This is a genomic window from Pseudoduganella sp. HUAS MS19 (assembly GCF_053615455.1).
On sequence record NZ_CM132133.1, the window covers coordinates 6,271,370 to 6,289,250 of the forward strand.

General features: G+C 64.5%; 18 protein-coding genes and 1 pseudogene. 4 read left to right on the forward strand and 15 right to left on the reverse strand.

Translation table 11 applies throughout. The features are described from left to right. Positions 1 to 35 precede the first annotated feature (35 nt). The 7 genes from astB to ACWBU6_RS28820 form a co-directional block, all read right to left on the reverse strand. Positions 36 to 1,376, reverse strand: coding sequence for an N-succinylarginine dihydrolase (gene astB, locus ACWBU6_RS28790; protein WP_452646743.1), 1,341 nt, complete (start codon positions 1,374 to 1,376; stop codon positions 36 to 38). Between the two features lie 8 nt (positions 1,377 to 1,384). Further along, on the reverse strand, positions 1,385 to 2,854 hold the full coding sequence (astD, locus tag ACWBU6_RS28795; RefSeq protein ID WP_452646744.1) for a succinylglutamate-semialdehyde dehydrogenase: 1,470 nt from the start codon (positions 2,852 to 2,854) through the stop codon (positions 1,385 to 1,387). After that, complete coding sequence (gene astA / locus ACWBU6_RS28800) at positions 2,847 to 3,899, reverse strand: arginine N-succinyltransferase (RefSeq protein WP_452646745.1); 1,053 nt, start codon at positions 3,897 to 3,899, stop codon at positions 2,847 to 2,849. Before astA ends, astD begins: the two co-directional genes overlap by 8 nt. 14 nt (positions 3,900 to 3,913) lie before the next feature. Next, the gene (locus ACWBU6_RS28805; RefSeq protein ID WP_452646746.1) at positions 3,914 to 4,945 is read right to left on the reverse strand and encodes an arginine N-succinyltransferase; all 1,032 of its coding nucleotides are present in this window, start codon (positions 4,943 to 4,945) and stop codon (positions 3,914 to 3,916) included. Positions 4,946 to 5,062: 117 nt separating this feature from the next. Next, complete coding sequence (gene astC / locus ACWBU6_RS28810) at positions 5,063 to 6,307, reverse strand: acetylornithine/succinylornithine family transaminase (RefSeq protein WP_452646747.1); 1,245 nt, start codon at positions 6,305 to 6,307, stop codon at positions 5,063 to 5,065. Positions 6,308 to 6,444: 137 nt separating this feature from the next. Beyond that, positions 6,445 to 7,380 (reverse strand): GlxA family transcriptional regulator, encoded by a 936-nt coding sequence (locus ACWBU6_RS28815; RefSeq protein ID WP_452646748.1) that lies wholly within the window; start codon positions 7,378 to 7,380, stop codon positions 6,445 to 6,447. A gap of 3 nt (positions 7,381 to 7,383) precedes the next feature. Beyond that, positions 7,384 to 8,301 carry a DMT family transporter gene (locus ACWBU6_RS28820; protein WP_452646749.1) on the reverse strand — a complete coding sequence of 306 codons (918 nt, stop codon included), beginning with the start codon at positions 8,299 to 8,301 and terminating at the stop codon, positions 7,384 to 7,386. A gap of 79 nt (positions 8,302 to 8,380) precedes the next feature. On the opposite strand from ACWBU6_RS28820, the gene ACWBU6_RS28825 reads away from it, so the two are divergent. The 3 genes from ACWBU6_RS28825 to ACWBU6_RS28835 all read left to right on the forward strand — a co-directional run bounded on the left by ACWBU6_RS28825 (position 8,381) and on the right by ACWBU6_RS28835 (position 10,033). Then, positions 8,381 to 8,818, forward strand: a complete 438-nt coding sequence (locus ACWBU6_RS28825; protein WP_452646750.1) for a MarR family winged helix-turn-helix transcriptional regulator — start codon at positions 8,381 to 8,383, stop codon at positions 8,816 to 8,818. A gap of 12 nt (positions 8,819 to 8,830) precedes the next feature. Then, on the forward strand, positions 8,831 to 9,115 hold the full coding sequence (locus tag ACWBU6_RS28830) for a hypothetical protein (protein WP_452646751.1): 285 nt from the start codon (positions 8,831 to 8,833) through the stop codon (positions 9,113 to 9,115). Between the two features lie 81 nt (positions 9,116 to 9,196). Beyond that, entirely contained in the window at positions 9,197 to 10,033 is an 837-nt protein-coding gene (locus ACWBU6_RS28835) for an HDOD domain-containing protein (RefSeq protein ID WP_452646752.1), read from the forward strand. Positions 10,034 to 10,108: 75 nt separating this feature from the next. On the opposite strand, the gene ACWBU6_RS28840 is transcribed toward ACWBU6_RS28835, so the two are convergent. Both ACWBU6_RS28840 and ACWBU6_RS28845 read right to left on the reverse strand, forming a co-directional pair. Next, a complete protein-coding gene (locus ACWBU6_RS28840) occupies positions 10,109 to 10,519 on the reverse strand; it encodes a DUF4019 domain-containing protein (RefSeq protein ID WP_452646753.1) in 411 nt (136 codons plus the stop codon). A 34-nt stretch (positions 10,520 to 10,553) separates the two neighbouring features. After that, positions 10,554 to 11,912, reverse strand: a complete 1,359-nt coding sequence (locus ACWBU6_RS28845; RefSeq protein WP_452646754.1) for an FAD/NAD(P)-binding protein — start codon at positions 11,910 to 11,912, stop codon at positions 10,554 to 10,556. Positions 11,913 to 11,945: 33 nt separating this feature from the next. Here ACWBU6_RS28845 and cysC point away from each other — a divergent pair, with 33 nt between their 5' ends. Then, positions 11,946 to 12,629 (forward strand): adenylyl-sulfate kinase, encoded by a 684-nt coding sequence (gene cysC / locus ACWBU6_RS28850; protein WP_452646755.1) that lies wholly within the window; start codon positions 11,946 to 11,948, stop codon positions 12,627 to 12,629. On the opposite strand, the pseudogene ACWBU6_RS28855 reads toward cysC, so the two are convergent. From ACWBU6_RS28855 to ACWBU6_RS28880, 6 genes and pseudogenes are all read right to left on the reverse strand, one after another. Continuing rightward, a pseudogene (locus ACWBU6_RS28855) lies at positions 12,596 to 13,444 on the reverse strand (arginase family protein); the annotation flags it as partial. The gene cysC and the pseudogene ACWBU6_RS28855 sit on opposite strands and share 34 nt — an antisense overlap. Then, positions 13,339 to 14,583 carry a hypothetical protein gene (locus tag ACWBU6_RS28860; protein ID WP_452646756.1) on the reverse strand — a complete coding sequence of 415 codons (1,245 nt, stop codon included), beginning with the start codon at positions 14,581 to 14,583 and terminating at the stop codon, positions 13,339 to 13,341. The gene ACWBU6_RS28860 and the pseudogene ACWBU6_RS28855, both read right to left, overlap by 106 nt. Then, positions 14,567 to 15,271: a methyltransferase gene (locus tag ACWBU6_RS28865; protein ID WP_452646757.1), complete on the reverse strand. Its 705-nt coding sequence runs from the start codon at positions 15,269 to 15,271 to the stop codon at positions 14,567 to 14,569. Before ACWBU6_RS28865 ends, ACWBU6_RS28860 begins: the two co-directional genes overlap by 17 nt. Before the next feature lie 196 nt (positions 15,272 to 15,467). Continuing rightward, positions 15,468 to 16,319, reverse strand: coding sequence for a haloalkane dehalogenase (locus tag ACWBU6_RS28870; RefSeq protein WP_452646758.1), 852 nt, complete (start codon positions 16,317 to 16,319; stop codon positions 15,468 to 15,470). 129 nt (positions 16,320 to 16,448) lie between these two features. After that, entirely contained in the window at positions 16,449 to 17,072 is a 624-nt protein-coding gene (locus ACWBU6_RS28875) for a glutathione S-transferase family protein (protein ID WP_452646759.1), read from the reverse strand. 64 nt (positions 17,073 to 17,136) lie between these two features. Then, positions 17,137 to 17,829: a helix-turn-helix transcriptional regulator gene (locus tag ACWBU6_RS28880; RefSeq protein WP_452646760.1), complete on the reverse strand. Its 693-nt coding sequence runs from the start codon at positions 17,827 to 17,829 to the stop codon at positions 17,137 to 17,139. Positions 17,830 to 17,881 lie beyond the last annotated feature (52 nt).

A 17,881-nucleotide genomic window follows, 5' to 3' on the forward strand; every position in this document is an offset into this window, starting at 1 on the left:
CCTGCGGGTCAGACACCGCTTCACCGGTTTTTTTCTTACAGATCGTACAGGCCGGGTAGGCCCAGAATCTGTTCCAGCTCTTTCAAAGCGGTATGCACTTCGACAGCCAATTGCGGATCTGCCAAATCTTTCGGTTCCAGATGGTCTCGGTAGTGCTTCTCGACCCACGCGACCAGGGTATGGTACAGCGTTTCGGTCATCACCACACCCTGGTGCATGGCCGCCGCTTCTTCGTCCGTCAGCGCCACGCGCAGGCGCAGGCAGGCAGGCCCGCCGCCGTTGCGCATCGACTGGCGCAGGTCGAAGTGGATCAGTTCATCGACCGGGCCGCCGGAAGCCACCAGTTTCTCCAGGAAGGCTGCAACCGCCGCGATCTCCTGGCATTCGTGCGGCGTGACCAGTGCCATCTTGCCATCGGGCTTGGACAGCAACTGCGTGTTGAACAGGTAAGACGCCACCGCATCGGCCACCGACACTTCAGCGGTCGGCACGCGGATCGCCACCAATTCGGCGCCGACGCCCTGCATGGCAGCGCGGATCGACGCCAGCGCGCCCTGCTCGTCGGCGAAGGCCTGCTCGTGGTAGAACAGCACATTGCCGTTGCCCACCGCGATCACGTCGTTGTGGAACACGCCCTGGTCGATCACGTCCGGATTCTGCTGCACGAAAACGCAGCGCGCAGGATCCAGGCCATGCAGGCGTGCCACCGCCTTGGAAGCTTCCAGCGTGTGACGAGCCGGGAACTTCTTCGGCGCCGGCGCAGTGGGATCGAACTCCACGCGGCCGTACACGAACAGTTCCACCGCAGGCTTGCCATGCTGGTCGCACAGGCGGGTATGGTTGGCAGCACCTTCATCGCCGAAGGCCGGCGTGCCAGGCAGCGCATCGTGCACGGCGAAATGGCGCTCGTCCTTGAAAATGGCGCGCAGGGCGCGGGCCGACTGTACGTGCTCGAAGGCACGGTGCAGCTTGTTGTTCAGGTTCGCAGCGGTGAAATGCACGCGGCCGTCCCTGGTGTCGGCCGACGGGCTGACGGTGGCGGCATTGGCGGTCCACATCGGCGAGGCCGAATAGGCGCAAGCGAGCACCACGGGCGAATCGTTGTACGCCTGCGCGATCACCTCCGCGTCGGTGCCGCTGTAGCCCAGGCTGCGCAGCAGGCGGAAGTTGGGGCGGTCCTGCGGCGGCAGCAGCGCCTGTGCGAATCCGCGCCTGGCCAGCTCGCGCATCTTGGCCAGGCCCTGCAAGGCAGCCTGCTTCGGATTGGACGCGCTCTTGACGTTGTTGAATGAAGCGACGTTACCGAACGACAGGCCGGCGTAGTTGTGCGACGGCCCAACCAGGCCGTCAAAGTTGTATTCGCGTGCAGTAGGCATGGCCATCCTCAGAAGTTCATGCCAGGCGACAGCTTGGCAGGCATTTCAAGGGCGCCGTTCTCGATCGAAGCGACCGGGTAGGCGCAGTAGTCCGCCGCATAGTATGCGCTAGGACGGTGGTTGCCGGACTTGCCGACGCCGCCGAACGGTGCCGAGCTGGCCGCGCCGGTGGTCGGGCGGTTCCAGTTCACGATGCCGGCGCGGGCGCGCACCTGGAACTTCTGCCACAGCGATTCGTCGGTCGACAGCAGGGCTGCCGCCAGGCCGTAGCCGGTGTCGTTGGCAGCGCGGATCGCGGCGTCGAAATCGTCGACGCGGATGATCTGGGCCAGTGGGCCGAACCATTCTTCGTCAGGAATGCCTTTGGCATCGGTGGTGTCGACGATGCCGGCCGAAACAAACCCGGTGCCAGGTTCCAGCTGGCGCATTTCCAGCAGCAGCTTGCCGCCCTTTGCCACCATATCGGCCTGCGCCTGCACCAGCTTTTCGGCCACGGCGGCCGATACTACGGGCCCCATGAACGGCGCCGGTTCGGCCGCCGGAGCGCCTACGCCCAGCCTGGATGCCACTTCCACGAAGCGCTTGACGAAGGCATCGCCCTGCTCGCCCTTCTGCACGATCACGCGGCGCGCGCAGGTGCAGCGCTGGCCGGCGGAGATGAAGGACGACGACACCGCCATGAAGACGGCGGCATCGATATCGGTCGGATTCCACACGATCAGCGGGTTGTTGCCGCCCATTTCCAGCGCCAGCAGCTTGCCCGGCTGGCCGCCGAACTGCTTGTGCAGGGCGGCGCCGGTCTGGCTCGAACCGGTGAACAGCACGCCGTCGATTTCCGCATTCTGGCCCAGCGCGATGCCGGTTTCGCGGCCGCCGTTGACCAAGTTGATCACGCCCGCCGGAACGCCGGCCTTTTCCCACAGCGCCACTGTCTTGATGGCGGTGCGCGGGGCATACTCGCTAGGCTTGAACACCACGGTATTACCCGCGATCAGCGCAGGGACGATGTGGCCGTTCGGCAGGTGGCCGGGGAAGTTGTAAGGACCGAACACGCCGAATACGCCGTGCGGGCGGTGGCGCAGCACTGCTTCGCCGTCGGCGACCTTGTTGCGGGTCTCACCGGTACGGTTGCCGTAGGAGGTGATCGAGATGTCCACCTTGTTGGCCATGGTGGTGACTTCCGTGCGCGCTTCCCACAGCGGCTTGCCGACTTCTTCGGAAATGGTCTGCGCCAGGTCTTCCGCGTTTTCCTTCAGCAGGTCGCGGAATTTGGTGACGATGGCGATGCGCTCTTCCAGCGGACGGTAGGCCCATGCCTCAAAGGCGGCGCGCGCAGCGTGCGCGGCTTCCGCCACGTCATCGGCGGTCGATTCCTGCGAAGAGTAAGTGTTCTTGCCGGTGGCCGGGTTGGTGGTCACGATGGTCTCGCCGTGGCCAGCTTTCCATTGGCCGTTGATGAAATTGCTCAGTTCAGACATTCTGGTTCTTCCTCACGTTGAGAGACAGGGTGCGCACGGTGTCGCCGGAGTGGCAATGCAGCAGTGCTTGTTCTTCGGACGACAGGTCGATGCCGCCGTCGGATGGATTGGCGTCGGTCAGGATCATGCGGAAGTCCTGCATGACCGTGTTCGACACCAGGTATGGTTCGGTGGTGTGCAGTGCACAGGCATGCGCGGTATCGGTGTCGCGCGTGACGGACGCCAGTTCGCTGTCGCGCATGGCGCGCAGTTCGGACACGCGCGCTTGCAGCACCGGACCGGCATCGAAGATGTCGACATAGCCTTCGTAGTGCAGGCCTTCCTGCTCCAGCAGGCGGCGTGCCGGCGCCGTGGCCTGGTGCACCTTGCCGATCGCCTCACGCGCTGCGACAGGCAGGTAGTCGACGTACAGCGGCTGGCGCGGCATCAGTTCGGCGATGAAGGATTTCTTGCCCAGTGCAGTCAGGTCGTCCACATGGTGGAAGTCCATCTTGAAGAAGTGGCGGCCCAGGCCTTCGTAGAACGGCGAGCTGCCGTCATCGGCCTGGTAGCCGCGCATCTCGGCGATGATCTTCTGCTCGAACAGGTGCGGGAACTGGGCGATGAACAGGAAGCGCGATTTGGACAGCAGCTTGCCGTTGTTGCCCTGGCGGTAGTCCGGGTGCAGGAACAGGGAGCACAGCTCGGAGCAGCCGGTCAGGTCGTTGGACAGGTACAGCGTGTCCATGCGGGTGAACACGTTCAGCTCGCGGCTGGAGTGCACCAGGGTGCCGATGCGGTAGTTGTAGAAGGGCTCGGTCAGGCCGACCGCGCCCTTGATGGCGCACACACCGGCCAGGCGGCCGGTGTCGGTGTCTTCCATCACGAACATGTAGTCGCGTTCTTCCGGCGGGATGGTTTCGGCGAAGGACGCCACCGCCACGGCGACGCGGTCGCCCATCATCTTCATGTCCGGCTTGAGCGTGGTCATGCCGGTGCCCACCTGGCTGGCCAGGTTGAACAATCCGTCCAGGTCATTCGCTTTAATGGCGCGTACAACTAGCATAGGTATTCTCGTTCTTAAATGCGGACGCAGGTCACGGTGTCGCCCTCTTCCACGCGCAGGATTTCCTGGGCGCTCCTGGACAGGCAGACGGTATCGGTATTTTCCAGCGGTGCGCAATTGATGGTCACCGCGCGGAAGCGCTGGTCGGGGCCGGTGGATACGGCATACGTCGCCACCGCATCGCTGGCTTGCGTGCCTTCGGCGCTGGCCACGCGGCGCGGCAGCGAGGAAGAGAAGGTGCGCAGCGTATGCTTGTGCGCCTGCAGGATCGGGCCGCCGTCGAAGATGTCGATGTACTCGTCGGCCTCGAAGCCTTCGGAGGTCAGCAGGTTGAAGGCCAGCTCGCCGCTCGGATGGATCTGGCCCATCACGGCTTGCGCGTCGCCCGGCAGCAGCGGTACGTAGACCGGGTAGTGCGGCATCAGTTCCACGATCAGGGTGCGGTTACGGGCACCGCCGATCACGCGCTCGGCGTCCAGGAAGTCCATCTTGAAGAACTTGCGGCCCAGCGCATCCCAGAAGGGCGAGCCGCCGTTTTCGTCGGTCAGGCCGGCCAGCGGCACGAAGAAGCGGTCGCCGAAACGGTGCGGCGCCTGCACGGCGTACAGCAGGCGCGAACGCGACAGCAGGGCAGCCTCCGGACGCTGCGCCACGCTGGCGTCGACGTAGAAGCCGGACAGCTGCGAGTAGGCGGTCAGTTCGGAGCACAGCGTCAACGCGTGCACGCTGTGGCTGATGTTCAGGTCGCGCGAGACTTGCTGGATGACGTCGTTGCGGAAGGAGAAGTAGGTGCCGTTCGAGCCTGCGGAGGCGTGAATGGCGGCGGTGCCGACGATTTTCTTGTCGGCCAGCGACTCCATCACGAACATATAGGACTCTTCGCTCGGGATGTCGACGTGGGCGGAGAAGGAAGCGATGGAACGCTCGACTGCCTGCTCGATCTTTTCGCGCGTCTTCGGCAGGGTATGGACACCCGGCATGCTGACCGCGGCCAGTGATTCGAGGGCGGCGATGTCGGCGGTTTCTACCGGACGGACTACGTACATGGGGGTGCTCCTCTTTTATTCTTCTCTAAAACAGAAAACCGGTAAACCAGTGTCAGACCCACAGGGTCTGACACTTTGGGTGCTTGGCCCTGTGGGCCAGGCACCGGGTTACCGGTTTTAGGCAGCCTTGGTCAGCTCAGCAACCGCCAGGCGGATGATGCGGTCCGCCTCATCGATCTGCGCATCCGACACGACCAGCGCCGGCGCCAGGCGCACCACATCGGTACCGGCGATCAGGATCATCAGGCCCTGCGCTTCAGCAGCGCGCTGGATATCCTTGGAACGGCCCTTGAACGGCTCGGCCACAACCAGGCCCAGCAGCAGGCCGGCGCCGCGCACGGCGGAGAACACCTGCGGGAAATCGCGCACCAGGCCTTCCAGCTTGCCGATCAGCTTCTCGGACGCTTCTTTCACCCGGGCCAGGAAGGCCGGCTGGTTGATGGTTTCCAGCACGGTCAGCGCCACGGTGGCCGCCAGCGGGTTGCCGCCGTAGGTGGTGCCGTGGGTGCCCACCGCCAGGTGCTTGGCCAGTTCGTCGGTGGTCAGCATGGCGCCGATCGGGTAGCCGTTGCCCAGCGCTTTGGCCGAGGTCAGGATGTCCGGGGTCACGCCGTAGCCCTGGTAGGCGAACAGGGAACCGGTACGGCCCATGCCGCACTGCACTTCGTCGAAGATCAGCACGGCGCCGACCTTGTCGCACAGCTCGCGCAGGGTCTTCAGGTATTCCGGATTGCCCGGCATCACGCCGCCTTCGCCCTGCACCGGTTCAACGATCACGGCGCACACGTCGTCGCCGATGGCAGCCTTGGCCGCTTCGATATCGTTATAAGGAATGTGGTCGATCGATGGCGGCAGCGGCTCGAAACCTTCGGTGTACTTGGCCTGGCCGCCGACGGACACGGTGAACAGGGTGCGTCCGTGGAAGGAATTCAGGCAGGACACGATGCGTGGCTTCTTGTCGCCGTACTTGGCGTGGGCGGCCTTGCGGGCCAGCTTCAGGGCCGCTTCGTTGGCTTCTGCGCCGGAGTTGCAGAAGAAGGCGCGGTCGGCGAAGGTGGCTTCGGTCAGGGCCAGGGCCAGGCGCAGCACGGGCTCGTTGGTGTAACCATTGCCCAGGTGCCACAGGGTGTTGGCCTGCCGGGTCAGCGCTTCCACCAGGATCGGGTTGCAGTGGCCCAGGGATGCCACGGCGATGCCGGAGGTGAAGTCCAGGTAATGCTTGCCGTTCTGGTCCCACAGGTCCAGGCCCGCCGCTCGCACTGGCACCATCTGGGCAGGTGCGTAAGTCGGGACGATCACCTCGTCAAAGGTGGCGCGGGTTACAGGGCGGGTGGTAACAGTCGAGTCAAGCTTGGCGTTCATAGCAAATCCCCATCAATGGTAAGGTGTACTGCATTGTAAAAGCGGGGATGCTAAAACTCTTTTGAATCTGCGACAAGGATTTTCAAAATTGTCCAAACCGGCCACCCGGTGTCCGACCCGCAGGGTCAGACACCGGTCTACCGGTTCAGTCTGCGCTGCCGCTCTTCGCGCGGGGTATTGCCAAAGAGGGTGCCAAACGCCGTGGAAAAGTGTGACCCCGACGAGAACCCGCACATCAGCCCAACCTGCACAATGGAATGGTTTGTTTCTAAAAGTAATTGCCGCGCCCGTTGCAGGCGCAACTCGAGGTAGTAGCGCGAGGGCAGCGCGCCCAGGTACTGCTTGAACAAGCGCTCAAGCTGGCGCCGCGACAGGCCCACCAGCCCGGCGATATCGTCGGTCGACAGCGGCTCCTCGATATTGGCCTCCATCAGGGTTACCGCTTCCGACAGCTTGGGCTGCAGCGCGCCGAAACGCGCCTGCAGGGCCACCCGCTGCCGCTCCTCCGACGAGCGCACGCGGTCGATGCACAGCGCTTCTTTGATCTCCGCCTGCACATTGGCGCCGAACAGCGCCTCGATCAGGGTCAGCGAAAAATCGAGCGAAGCCGCCCCGCCGCAGCAGGAAATCAGCCGGCCATCGATCTCGAACAAATTCGGTGTGAGTATGGCGCGCTCGGTGACATCCTCGGTTTCCGCATAGAGCCCCCACGGCAAGGCGATACGCGCGCCGCCCGCCGCGCCCGACTGGGCCAGCCACAGCACGCCCGCGCCCACGCCACCCCAATACTGCGCCGCTCGGCAACGCTCGATCACAGCCCGCAGCTCGCCATCGGCGGGACGCGCCGCAGCCTCGTCTGCGACAAGCAGGGCCAGGTGCCAGTCGCCGGCCATGCCGGCCACCTGCGGCGGGGTCGCCACGTCAAGCAGGAAACTGCCATGCAGGATGCGCTGGGCCAGCCGCAGCGGCTGGGCCAAACCGGACCAGGCCAGGCTATCCGGTTCGCCCGCGTTCACCAGCAGCACGCGCAGCGGCTGCTCCCGGGTCAGGCGGCTAAGTTGAGCAAATGACATCTTCTATTCAGGGACAAGCGCCGACGCCGGTCGCTCAGGGGTATTCCATTGGCTGACAATCATACCGGAGATCAACAGTAGCGCGCCCAGCAGCTGCATCTGGCCCATCGTCTCGCCCAGCCAGAAATAGCCGAAGATGGCCGCGCTGGCCGGTTCGAAGGCATAGATCACCGCCGCCTCATTGGCCGTGGCATGGCGCTGGCCCCAGGTTTGCAGGGAGATGATGGCTGCGGTGGCGATCAGCCCCAGGTAGATCAGGTTCCATTTGTAGCTCACCAGGCCCTGCCAGATATAGCTGTAGTAATCGGACGCGTCGTGCGGCACATCGATCACGCCGCGCGGCACTTCGCGCAGCAGGATCCACAAGCCGGCGAACAGGGCCACGGTCCAGATCTGGGCCACGGTCAGGGTCATCAGGCGCTCGACCTTGCGCGAGAACTGCGTCATCACCACGATGTACAGGCCGAACAGGAAGGCCGCTGCCAGCGCCAGCGAATCGCCGCGGCTCCAGGTGAAGCTGCCCTCCCAGCACAGGGCGGACAGGCCGCCCACGGCCAGCAGCAGCGCCAGTACGATGCGCTTGTCCGGCCACCTGCCCATGGCGATGCCCAGCAGCGGCACCACCAGCACATTCAGGCCGCAGATAAAGGCGTTGCGGTTGGAGGAAGTCAGGCTCAGGCCTTCGACCTGGGTCAGGTAACAGAAGAACAGCAGCACCCCGGCCAGGAAGCCGTAATGCAGGTCGCGCCATTTGGCGCGCAGCAGGAAGGGGGACAGGAGCACGCCGGCAATCGCGAAGCGGGAGACCACGATCCAGTTGGCCGATAGCTTGTCGGTCATGTCCTTCATGGCCGGGAAGGTAGTGCCCCAGACGATGGTCACCACCAGCAGGGCAAGGATACCGCGTGCGTGAAGGGGCATGGCGAAAACACCCGCTTGTTATAGTTTGCATATAGTAACCGATGGAGGCCGAGGCTGGCGGGCGCTATAATCCGGTGTCATGGGCGAACGATATTTGAAAAGCATCCGGCTGCTGGCCGAATGCATGCAAGGGTTTGAGAGGTGGTCCGGCGAACATGTTCGCCAGCTTGGCCTCACCCACGCACAATTCGATATCATTGCCACACTGGGCAACACCCCGGGCATGAGCTACAAGGAGCTGGGCGAACGCACCCTGATCACCAAGGGCACCCTGACCGGCGTCATCGAACGCCTGGAACAGAAGGGCCTGGTGGAACGGGAACGCAATGCCGACGACAAGCGCTCCTTTTTTGTCCGCCTGACACCGGCGGGCGAACTGCTCTTTGCCGAGGTGTTTCCTGTTATTGTCGCTAAAGGCGTGCAGTTGTTTTCCGACTATAGCGACGCCGATTATGAAGCCCTGGAACGCACCCTGGCCGGGCTGAAGGCCACAATCAGTGCCGGTACACCACTATAAAGAACGAGAAGAATGTTAAAGACCACCCTGCTGGACGGCATCAAGCCAGCCAAATTCGACAAGCACATCACCGGCAACCTGCTGCTGGAAAGCACCAGCGCCGACCTGGTGCGCAAGGAAAAACTGCTGATTGGCATCCGCAATGAAGACGGTGAAATCTACCGCCTGATCGGTGCCACCAAGCACAATAGCTTCACCAATGCAGTTGAAGAACTCGAAGACCTGGAACTGGTCGACGAGCTGGGAGATGTCGAAGGCACCGTGGAAGGGTGCGACGCCATCTTCGGCGAAGGCTAAGCCGGGCGCATAGCCAGTTTTTTCATCAAAATAACCACCCTGTCCTAGTTCCGCAGGGCAATTTCTGCTTATAATTTTCGCATGGACAGACTGGAAGCCTTCAAAGCAATTGCAGCCCAAGCGGGCCGCGGTGAGCTTACATTTCCCACCAATATCGACGCGTCGATCAAGCTGCAGCGCGCGCTGAACGACGACAATTGCCACATCGACCTGGCAGCCAAGCTGGTGCAGGCCGACCCGCTGCTGGCGGCGCGCACGGTGGCCATTGCCAATTCGGTGGCCTATAACCGTTCCGGCATGGAGATCTCCAGCGTGAAAACGGCGGTGCAGCGCCTTGGCGTGCGCACCCTGCAGTCGCTGGTGACCTCGGTGATCGTGCGCCAGCTCGGCACCAAGATCCGCAATCCCCTGCTCAAGGCCAAGGCCAACCAGCTGTGGGAACATACCGCCCACGTGGCGGCGCTGGCGCAGGTGATTGCGCGGCGCGTGTCCCACGTCGACCCCGACACCGCCATGTTTGCCGGCATCGTGCACGAGGTGGGCGGCTTCTACATGCTGTCGCAGGCCGAAGCCTATCCCGAGGCGATGGAAGGCGATCCGGAAGAATGGACCACCTACGGCGAGGTGCCGATCGGCCGCGGCGTACTGCAAAAGCTGATGATTCCCGAGAATGTGATGAAGGCCGTGGAAGCGATGTGGGAAGGGATGCGCGCGCTGCCGCCGGAAAACCTGGGCGACACGCTGCTGCTGGCCAACGACCTGTCGCCGATCGCCTCGCCGCTGCACGCCCGTCCAGGCGCAACCTCGGTGGCCGCCGCCAGCACCATCGACTTCGCGATCGGCGACGGCACGCTGGCCAGCATCATGGAAGAGTCGGCGGAAGAAGTGAAATCCCTCACTTCCGCCTTGCTTCACTGATAAAAGTCGGGGTCAGCTCCGGCAATTGGACAAATCGCGTTGCGATTTGTCCGATTGCCGGAGCTGACCCCGACTTTATTTAATGAAGTAGCCTGAGACGCGCCAGTTGCCGTCCGGTCCCTTCATCGGGGTGACGGTTTCCACTGCGCCGGGCTTGTTCTCGAATTGCGTGGCGAACTGCAGGACGAAGTAGTCGCCTGCCGCGGCGTTCGGCAAGTCATGCGTGAAGCGGGCGCTGGTCAACTGGCGCGATTTCACCGCGCCCAAGGGCATGCGCACAAGGCGCAGCGCCTGCTCCCATCCCGGTCTGTTGATCGCGTCCTGGAACACCGGGGCGGCCTTGTCCCAGCTTGCGCCATAACTGCCGGCATCGGTCAGCGCCAGCCATTCGCTGGCCGCAGTTTTCGCGGAATCTCCCGAGGCCGCATCTTGCGCAAACACGGCACCTGACAACAACACACTTGCAAACAGCAATACAGCTCGCATCGACATGCTCCGGCGTGATTGAGGATTGCCAATTCTACATGCAAGCGCGGGCTATGGTGGCCGCGAACTGGCGCAGCTCGGGTACCGCTGTCGCCTCCCAGAAGCCAGCCTTGAGCCAGGGGCCGATGTAGTACAGCCCCGGTGTCGGCTGCCCATTTGCCCCAAGCACCGCGCAGTCGGCGCCGGTCTCCACGCCGAGGCCGAGCGCGTCGGCGCGCATCAAGCCATCGGCCAGGAGCTGCTGCACCAGCGGCACCGCGGCGCGGCGCGGGCTGGCGCAACTGCCCGTGCAGTTGATGATGCGGCCGGCGCGCAACTCGATGCACGCTTCGCTGCCGCGCGGCTGTACCGACAGCACCGCCAGTTCCGCCTCGTCGCGGATGCCCAGCATACGTCCTGCGCTTACACGCAAGGCGCCGCGCTCCAAGGCCGCCGCCAACTCCTCCTGCACCGTTGGCGGCAGCTGGTGGCGGTGCACCTCCCAGTAGGGACGCACATGGCGCAGGAAACGGCGCCGTTCGGCCGCGGGCCAAGCGCGCCAGATGCGCGCAGACTGCGGGCGCAAGGCCGCCAGCGCATCGTGCCAGTCCAGGCCCACGGCTTCAAGGCGCTCCACCTGCTGCATGAAGGCATGCATGGCAGCCCGGACGGTTGGCGCCTCGTCGCGCAACAGCGTGCTGCCCGCCAGGTGCCCGGACGGCAGCTTGCAGGGCTGGGGCAGCAGCCCGTGCCGCGACAGCGCGTGCAGGCGCTGCGCAGGGTTTCGGCGCAGCAGCTGCAGCGCGATATCCACGGCAGTGAGGCCGGAGCCCAGCAGCAGCACCGGCTCATGCACGCCAATGGAGGACAGCAAGTCCGCGCGCCACGGATCTGCCACGTAGCACGCACTGCCGGCCAGGGAACCCTGCGCCAGGTCCGGCGGCGGCGCCGGCAGGTGCCCGAACGCCAGCACCACCCGGTCCGCCTCGATGCAACGGCCGTCTTCCAGCATCGCTGCCAGGCCGCCGCCAGTCCTGGTCTGCAAGCTGCACACGCTGCCGCTGATGCAGTCGAGGGCCGCAACAGGCGCCTGGTCGCGCGCCTGTTGCAGCGCCCATTCCAGGTAGTCGCCGTAGACGCTGCGTGGAACAAAGGAAGTGCCGCTGACGCGGCTGTCGCGCATGCCGGCATAGTGCACGAAGTGTTCCGGCTCATCGGGCAGCACGCTCATATTGGCCGCCACCACATTAAGCAGGTGCTGCGGGCTTTGCGTGCCATACGCCATGCCGCGCGCCAGCCGCCCGCTGCGGTTGAGGAGCAATACGCGCATCGGCTGCCGGCCAGCGAGGCGCAGCATCTGTATCGCGCACGCCACACCCGAAAAACCCGCGCCGACGATCAATACCGTGCGCATGCTGCCCTCCTGTATCGCGTATATAGTCGCATCATGAACTCTTCCCAAATATCGCGCCGCGAGCGCGAAGAAGTGCACGGCCATCGTGGCGCGGTGGTCTGGTTTACCGGCCTGTCCGGCGCCGGCAAGACAACGCTGGCGCGCGCCGTCGAAGAACGCCTGTTCCATGCGGGCTGCCAGGCCGTTCTGCTGGACGGCGACAGCCTGCGCCAGGGACTGTGCGCCGACCTCGGATTCTCCCCGGAAGACCGCAGCGAGAACCTGCGTCGTGCCGGCGAGGCTGCCCGCCTGTTTGCGGAAGCGGGCATCATCGTGCTGGCCGCCTTCATCTCCCCGCTGCGTGCCGACCGCGCCCGCGTGCGCGCCATGCAGGCCGATGGGGACTTCATCGAGGCCTGGTGCAAATGCCCGCTCGAAGTCTGCGAACAGCGCGACGTCAAAGGCCTGTATCGACGCGCACGCGCCGGCGAGGTGCGGCAGTTCACCGGCGTATCCGCTCCTTATGAGGCACCACTGGCGCCGGAGCTATCGCTCGACACCGCGCGCGGCAGCCTGGCCGGTTGCGTCGAACTGGTATTAGCCGAGTTGCGCTCGCGCGGCGTGCTGCGCCCGCCGGGCAGCAGTTCATCCAGCAGCGCGAGGCAGATGCGGGCAGCCTGGTCGCCGGCGTCCAGTTCCGCGTGCCAGGCCGAAACCGACACTGCCACCAAGGGGTAGCCGCGCAGGCTGCGGAACAGCTCCGCCATTTCCTCCACGCGCGGCCCTGCCGGTACGTGGTACTTAAGCGCCGGCATGCGCTGCGCTTCATCCAGCACATCGGTGTCGAAATGCACGTACAGCGATTCGTGCGGCGACAGGTGACGCAATACCTGGTCCAGGGTGCAGCGGATGATCGCCGACTGTTCCAGCGCCTGGTCCTCGCCGGGGTCGAGGTCGCGCGCGTCGGACAGCAGCACCTTCTGTTCCGGGTAGGGCCGCATGCCGACCGCTTCGCGCAGCGCGGCGATGCTGTCGCGCCGGTGCTGGCGCCGGTCCTGGCGGCCGACCAGCATGGCCAGCGGCATGCCGCCCAGGTACTGGGTGTGGGTGGTGGCCCAGGTGTGGAAGTCGCCGTGCGCGTCCAGCCACAGCATGCGTTGCGGCTCGCGGCCGGCGCGCTGCAGGCCGGCCATCACGCCCATGGTGGACACACAATCGCCCGAGATGCTGAGCGGCAGGTCGCCCGCCTCGGCCGCCGCAGCAACATGCCCGGCCAGCACGGCATACACCCGGCCCATGCTGCGCATCTGTTCATCCTTATCCACCAGCTCGGTGGCGGTCGACTGCGGCGAGCGCAGCACGGCCCAGGACTCGGAGTCCAGCAGTTGCACCCGCTGCAGCCCATCGCGCCGCTTGCCCATCAGGTAGGGCACCAGGAAGCGGCGGATCATTGCCACTGCTCCGGCGCCGCGCCATAACCCAGCGCGTGCATCATGTCCGCCACTTCCGCGCGCTGCGCCAGCGGCAACAGCTGGCTGCTGCGCTTGCGCCATCGGCCCGGCGCCGGCGCGTCGGTGGCCATGGTCACCGGCAGTTCTGGCGGCTGCGGCATCGGCGGCAGGCCAAGCCATTCGCAGGCCCGCTCCAGCACGGCCGCCGGGTCGGCCAGGAAGGACTCGAAACGCACCGGCAGCGCATTCACGCCGCTGTCGAGGATATGGCTGTGGCACGACAGCCACTGGTTCAGGCACACCTCCTCCAGCGGAGCATTGACGTAGCTGCGCCAGTTCGGCGGCAGGTCGAATTTCCACCAGCGCTGGCCGCCCACACACTGTTCCGAATAGCCGCCAATGCCAAGGGTCACACCGTGCTTCTGCATATCGTGGGCATGGAAACCGGTGGGCGACAGCCAGCCGTCGATCAAGCCATTGACGCAGGCAGCCGCGCTGCGCGACAGGTGCAGGTAGCGCACCTGCGCATGCGGGAACAACTGCTCGTACAAGCCGATCCGATAAGCATCGGACGGCGTCTTGAATAACAGTACCTTGCTGGCCGCATCGTCTTCCGTGAAATGCCTGGCATGCATGGCCGGCGATACAAAAGGCGGCTCTTCGATCTTGGCGGGCTCGCTGAACGGCCGCCGCTCGCCCGGGCCCTGCTCGCCATCATAGTAATCGCGGCGCCACGGCTCACGCCAGAAGACGGCGCCCAGCACCGCGTGCTGCAATTCATGCTCGCCCGGCGCATCGGTGGCCTGGCTGAACAACAGCGCCTCGTCGAGGGCGCGCTCCATATGGGCATAGGCCAGCGATTGGGTGAACAGCGCTGGGAATTGCAGCAGCAAGCGCTTGCGCCAGCGTGCCTTCAGTTCTGCCAAGGGCGCGATGCCGCCTTCCGGCACGGTCAGGCTGTCGAAAATTTCGTCGGCCAGCGCGTCGGGATTGCGCAGGCGCGCGATGGCATCGCTGCCGCATGCGGGATCGTAGCCGAAGCCATCGCCGCTCAAGGCCAGGAATGGCTCCGCTTCGCCATCGAGGCTGGCGATGCCGGGATGGCGCGCCAATACGGCTTTGAACAAGGTCGATCCCGAACGCGAGCTGGTGAGGACCACTGCCACGCGCCTTACCTGTGCACGCCAGGGCGCATGCGGCACGGCCCGCAACTGGCGGACGGAGTCAAGCAGCCCGTCCATGCCTTGCCGCAGGCTTGATCAGGAAGGCGAAGAACTGCCGTTCCTGGTCGCGTTCGGCCGCGCTGCGGGCCATCAGCCGGATACTGAAGCCGGCCTGCTTGGCGAGGCGGCGCACTTCTTCCACCGCACCGAAGTTTGAGTGCGCGAAATAGATGCGGCCGCCGGGCTTCAGGTAGCGTGCGGCCTGTTCGAAGAACTGGGTGTTGGTGCGGAAGTCGGTATCCCACTGCGAGCGCGCCACCACGTCGGGTGCCGGCTTGTCACGGAACGGCAGGTTGGCGGTGATGACGTCGAACTGCTCGTCGCCGACTTTCTCGAACAGGTCGGAACGGCGCACTTCCATCACACCCTCAAAGCCGTGTTCCTTCAGGTTGTGGCGCGCGCTGCGGATGGCTGCCGGATTGACGTCCAGCGCCAGCACCCGCGACGCCCCCTGGTAGCAGGCAAAGACCGCGATCACGCCGGAGCCGGTCCCCACATCGAGCACGCTCTCGCCAGGCTTGATGCGGAAACTGCGCACCAGCGGCTGGCTGTCGAGAAAGGGCCAGAAGGTATTCGGATAGACGTGGAATTTCTTGCCAAGGTAAGTGATGGTACGGCCACCCTCTGGCACCGCTTTGAAGGCCTTTTGCCGCATGGCCTGCCAGCGGTCGACCTGCTCGGTGGTGGGAAGTGCAGATGCTCGCATATCTGTCCCCTCGATTGATGACACCATGCTATAGAGTCTGCCAGGCAAGGGCAAGCGCGCACCGATCTGTGCGCTTCAACTGTTGGTTGAATACATTTCTTTCATTTGAAAAGTCGGGGTCAGCTCCGGCAATCGGACACGGGCTCAGCCGCGCGCGGCTGAGCCCGTGTCCGATTGCCGGAGCTGACCCCGACTTTTATTTTGGCAGCCAGGCGGCGATGGCGCGGCCGATGGCTTCGGGATGGTCTTCCTGCAGATTGTGCGTGCCTTCACCCAGCTCGACCAGCTTGCAGTTTGCACACTTCGCTGCGTAGCGCTCGGCGACCGGGCGCGGGGTCAGCACGCCGTGCGGGCTGAACAGGATCAGCTTCGGGTACTGGGCCGTGGCCATGACCGCTTCGTTGTGTTCGATCAGCTGGTATACATCGGCCGGCTCGCCGGCAATCGGCATCATGCGCGGGAAGGCCAGCATCGGCTTGCGCGATTCGGGCGTCGGGAACGGTGCGCGATAGGCGTCCATCTCTTGCGCCGTCAGCGGGCGCAGCGCGCCCTTCGGCAGCATCTGTTCGATAAAGAAATTCTGCTGCAGCACGAACTCTTCGCCGCTGCCCGGCGCGCGCATCAGCTTGAAGCGTTCGCGCGCCTGCTCGAGCGGATGGAAATCTTCCCATGTCGGGCTGGGGCGCACGAATTCCATCAGCGCTACGCCGCGCACCTTGGTGGGATAGCGGGCTGCCAGGTGGATGGCCAGCGCGCCGCCCCAGTCCTGCCCGACCAGCGTGAATTCCTCGATCGCCATCTGCTGCAGGAACGCTTCCAGATAGGCCGCGTGTTCCAGGAAGCTGTAGGCGATATCGGGCTTGCCGGAAGCGCCGAAGCCAATCAGGTCCGGCGCCAGGCACCACGCGCTGGCGGCCACATGCGGCATGATGTCGCGCCAGATGAAGGAGTGGGTTGGATTGCCGTGCAAGAAGATCACGGCGTGCGCGCTGCGTTCGCCGAGCTCGCGATAGGCAATGGTGGAATTCAGTACGCGGATGTTTTGCATGATGCCTCTTTCAGAAAAAATGCCCACTCGAAAGAGTGGGCCAAGTCCAAAACTAGGGATGTCCTGAAAGAGACGGTTCCATCTTATGTTCCGGACCAGCCACACTCTGTGCGTCAACTCACACAAACCTTAAAAAGGCCATGGCGTCTCGGTCTGCTGCCATGCCGGCAATTGCTGGACCCGTTCCAGCCAAGCCAGCATATGCGTGTATTGCTCGACCGGAATTTTCGCGCGGCCCAGGTACATCAGGGGCGCGGCCACGGCCAGGTCGGCCAGCGAAAGCTTGTCGCCGCTCAACCACTGGCGCGTGGCCAGGTGCTGGTCGAGGACTGCCGCGTGCTCGCGCACCAGCTCCTCGCCCTTCCTGATCTCGACCGGGTCCGGGTCCTGGCCGGTGACGAACTTCTTCCACAGGTATTCCCAGGTCAGGATGCCGACCGCCGGCGAAAAGTGCTGGGCGCCGAAGAACATCCAGCGGTTGATATCGGCGCGCTCTTTCAGGCCGGCCGGATAGACATCGGTGGCGCCGTGCTTGTCGGCCAGGTATTGCATGATGGCGCAGGACTCCCACAGCAGGAGGCCGTCGTCTTCCAGCACCGGCACCTTGCCGCAAGGGTTGACCTCTTTCAGGCGAGCGCGGTCGGTTTCGTTGCCAAGGTCGATGAACACTTCTTCCAGCTTGATGCCGATCTGGCTTGCAGCCAGCAAGACACGGCGGGCGTTGGAGGACAGTGGGTTGTGATAAAGGCGCATCGTAAAACTCCCGGGTGGGTTGATCGAATGCGCCTATCGTAACCAAGACTCCTGACAGTTCCTGTCAGGAGTCTTCGTTGATCGCGTTCTCCTCGCGCCAGACCTTGAGCAGCTCATGGCGGGATTTTGGGTAGCGCTCTGCAAGCGCCTCGGCGCGCGCGATGCGGTCGATGCGGAAGTGGCGGTTGGCTTTGCGCATCTCGCACCAGGCCGCGAGCAGGCGGCGGCCTTCGTAGAAGGCCAGCGCAAACGGCCACACCGTGCGTTCGGAAGAGGAACCGTTTTCATCGTTGTACTGGATGCGCATCTTGTGCTGGCGCCGGATCGCTTCGCGCGCGGGCCGCACGAATTCGTCGTGCTCGGGCGTGTCGCGCATCAGCGGCACCCACAGGCTGGTGTCGGCCATGTCGTCGCGCAGGTCTTTGGGTGTGGCGGTGGCGATCTTGGCCAGCGCGTTGTCCGCAGCCTGTGCCAGTGTCGGGTCGCCCTGGCGGCGCACCCAGCGCGCACCGAGCACCAGCGCTTCCAGTTCGTCCGTGTCGAACATCAGCGGCGGCAGGAAGAAGCCGCTGCGCAGCAGGTAGCCAAGGCCGGCCGAACCTTCCACCGGTGCGCCGAGTTCGGCCAGGGTTTGCATGTCGCGGTAAATCGTGCGTTCGGATACTCCCAGCTTTTCCGCCAGTGCGGCCGCAGTCACCGGACGGCGGCTGCCGCGCATGGCATCCATGAGCTGGAACAGGCGGCCGGTACGGCTCATTGCTGCTCCCCATTTTACGAGGCGTGCAGCTTAACATAGTTATAATTCACGC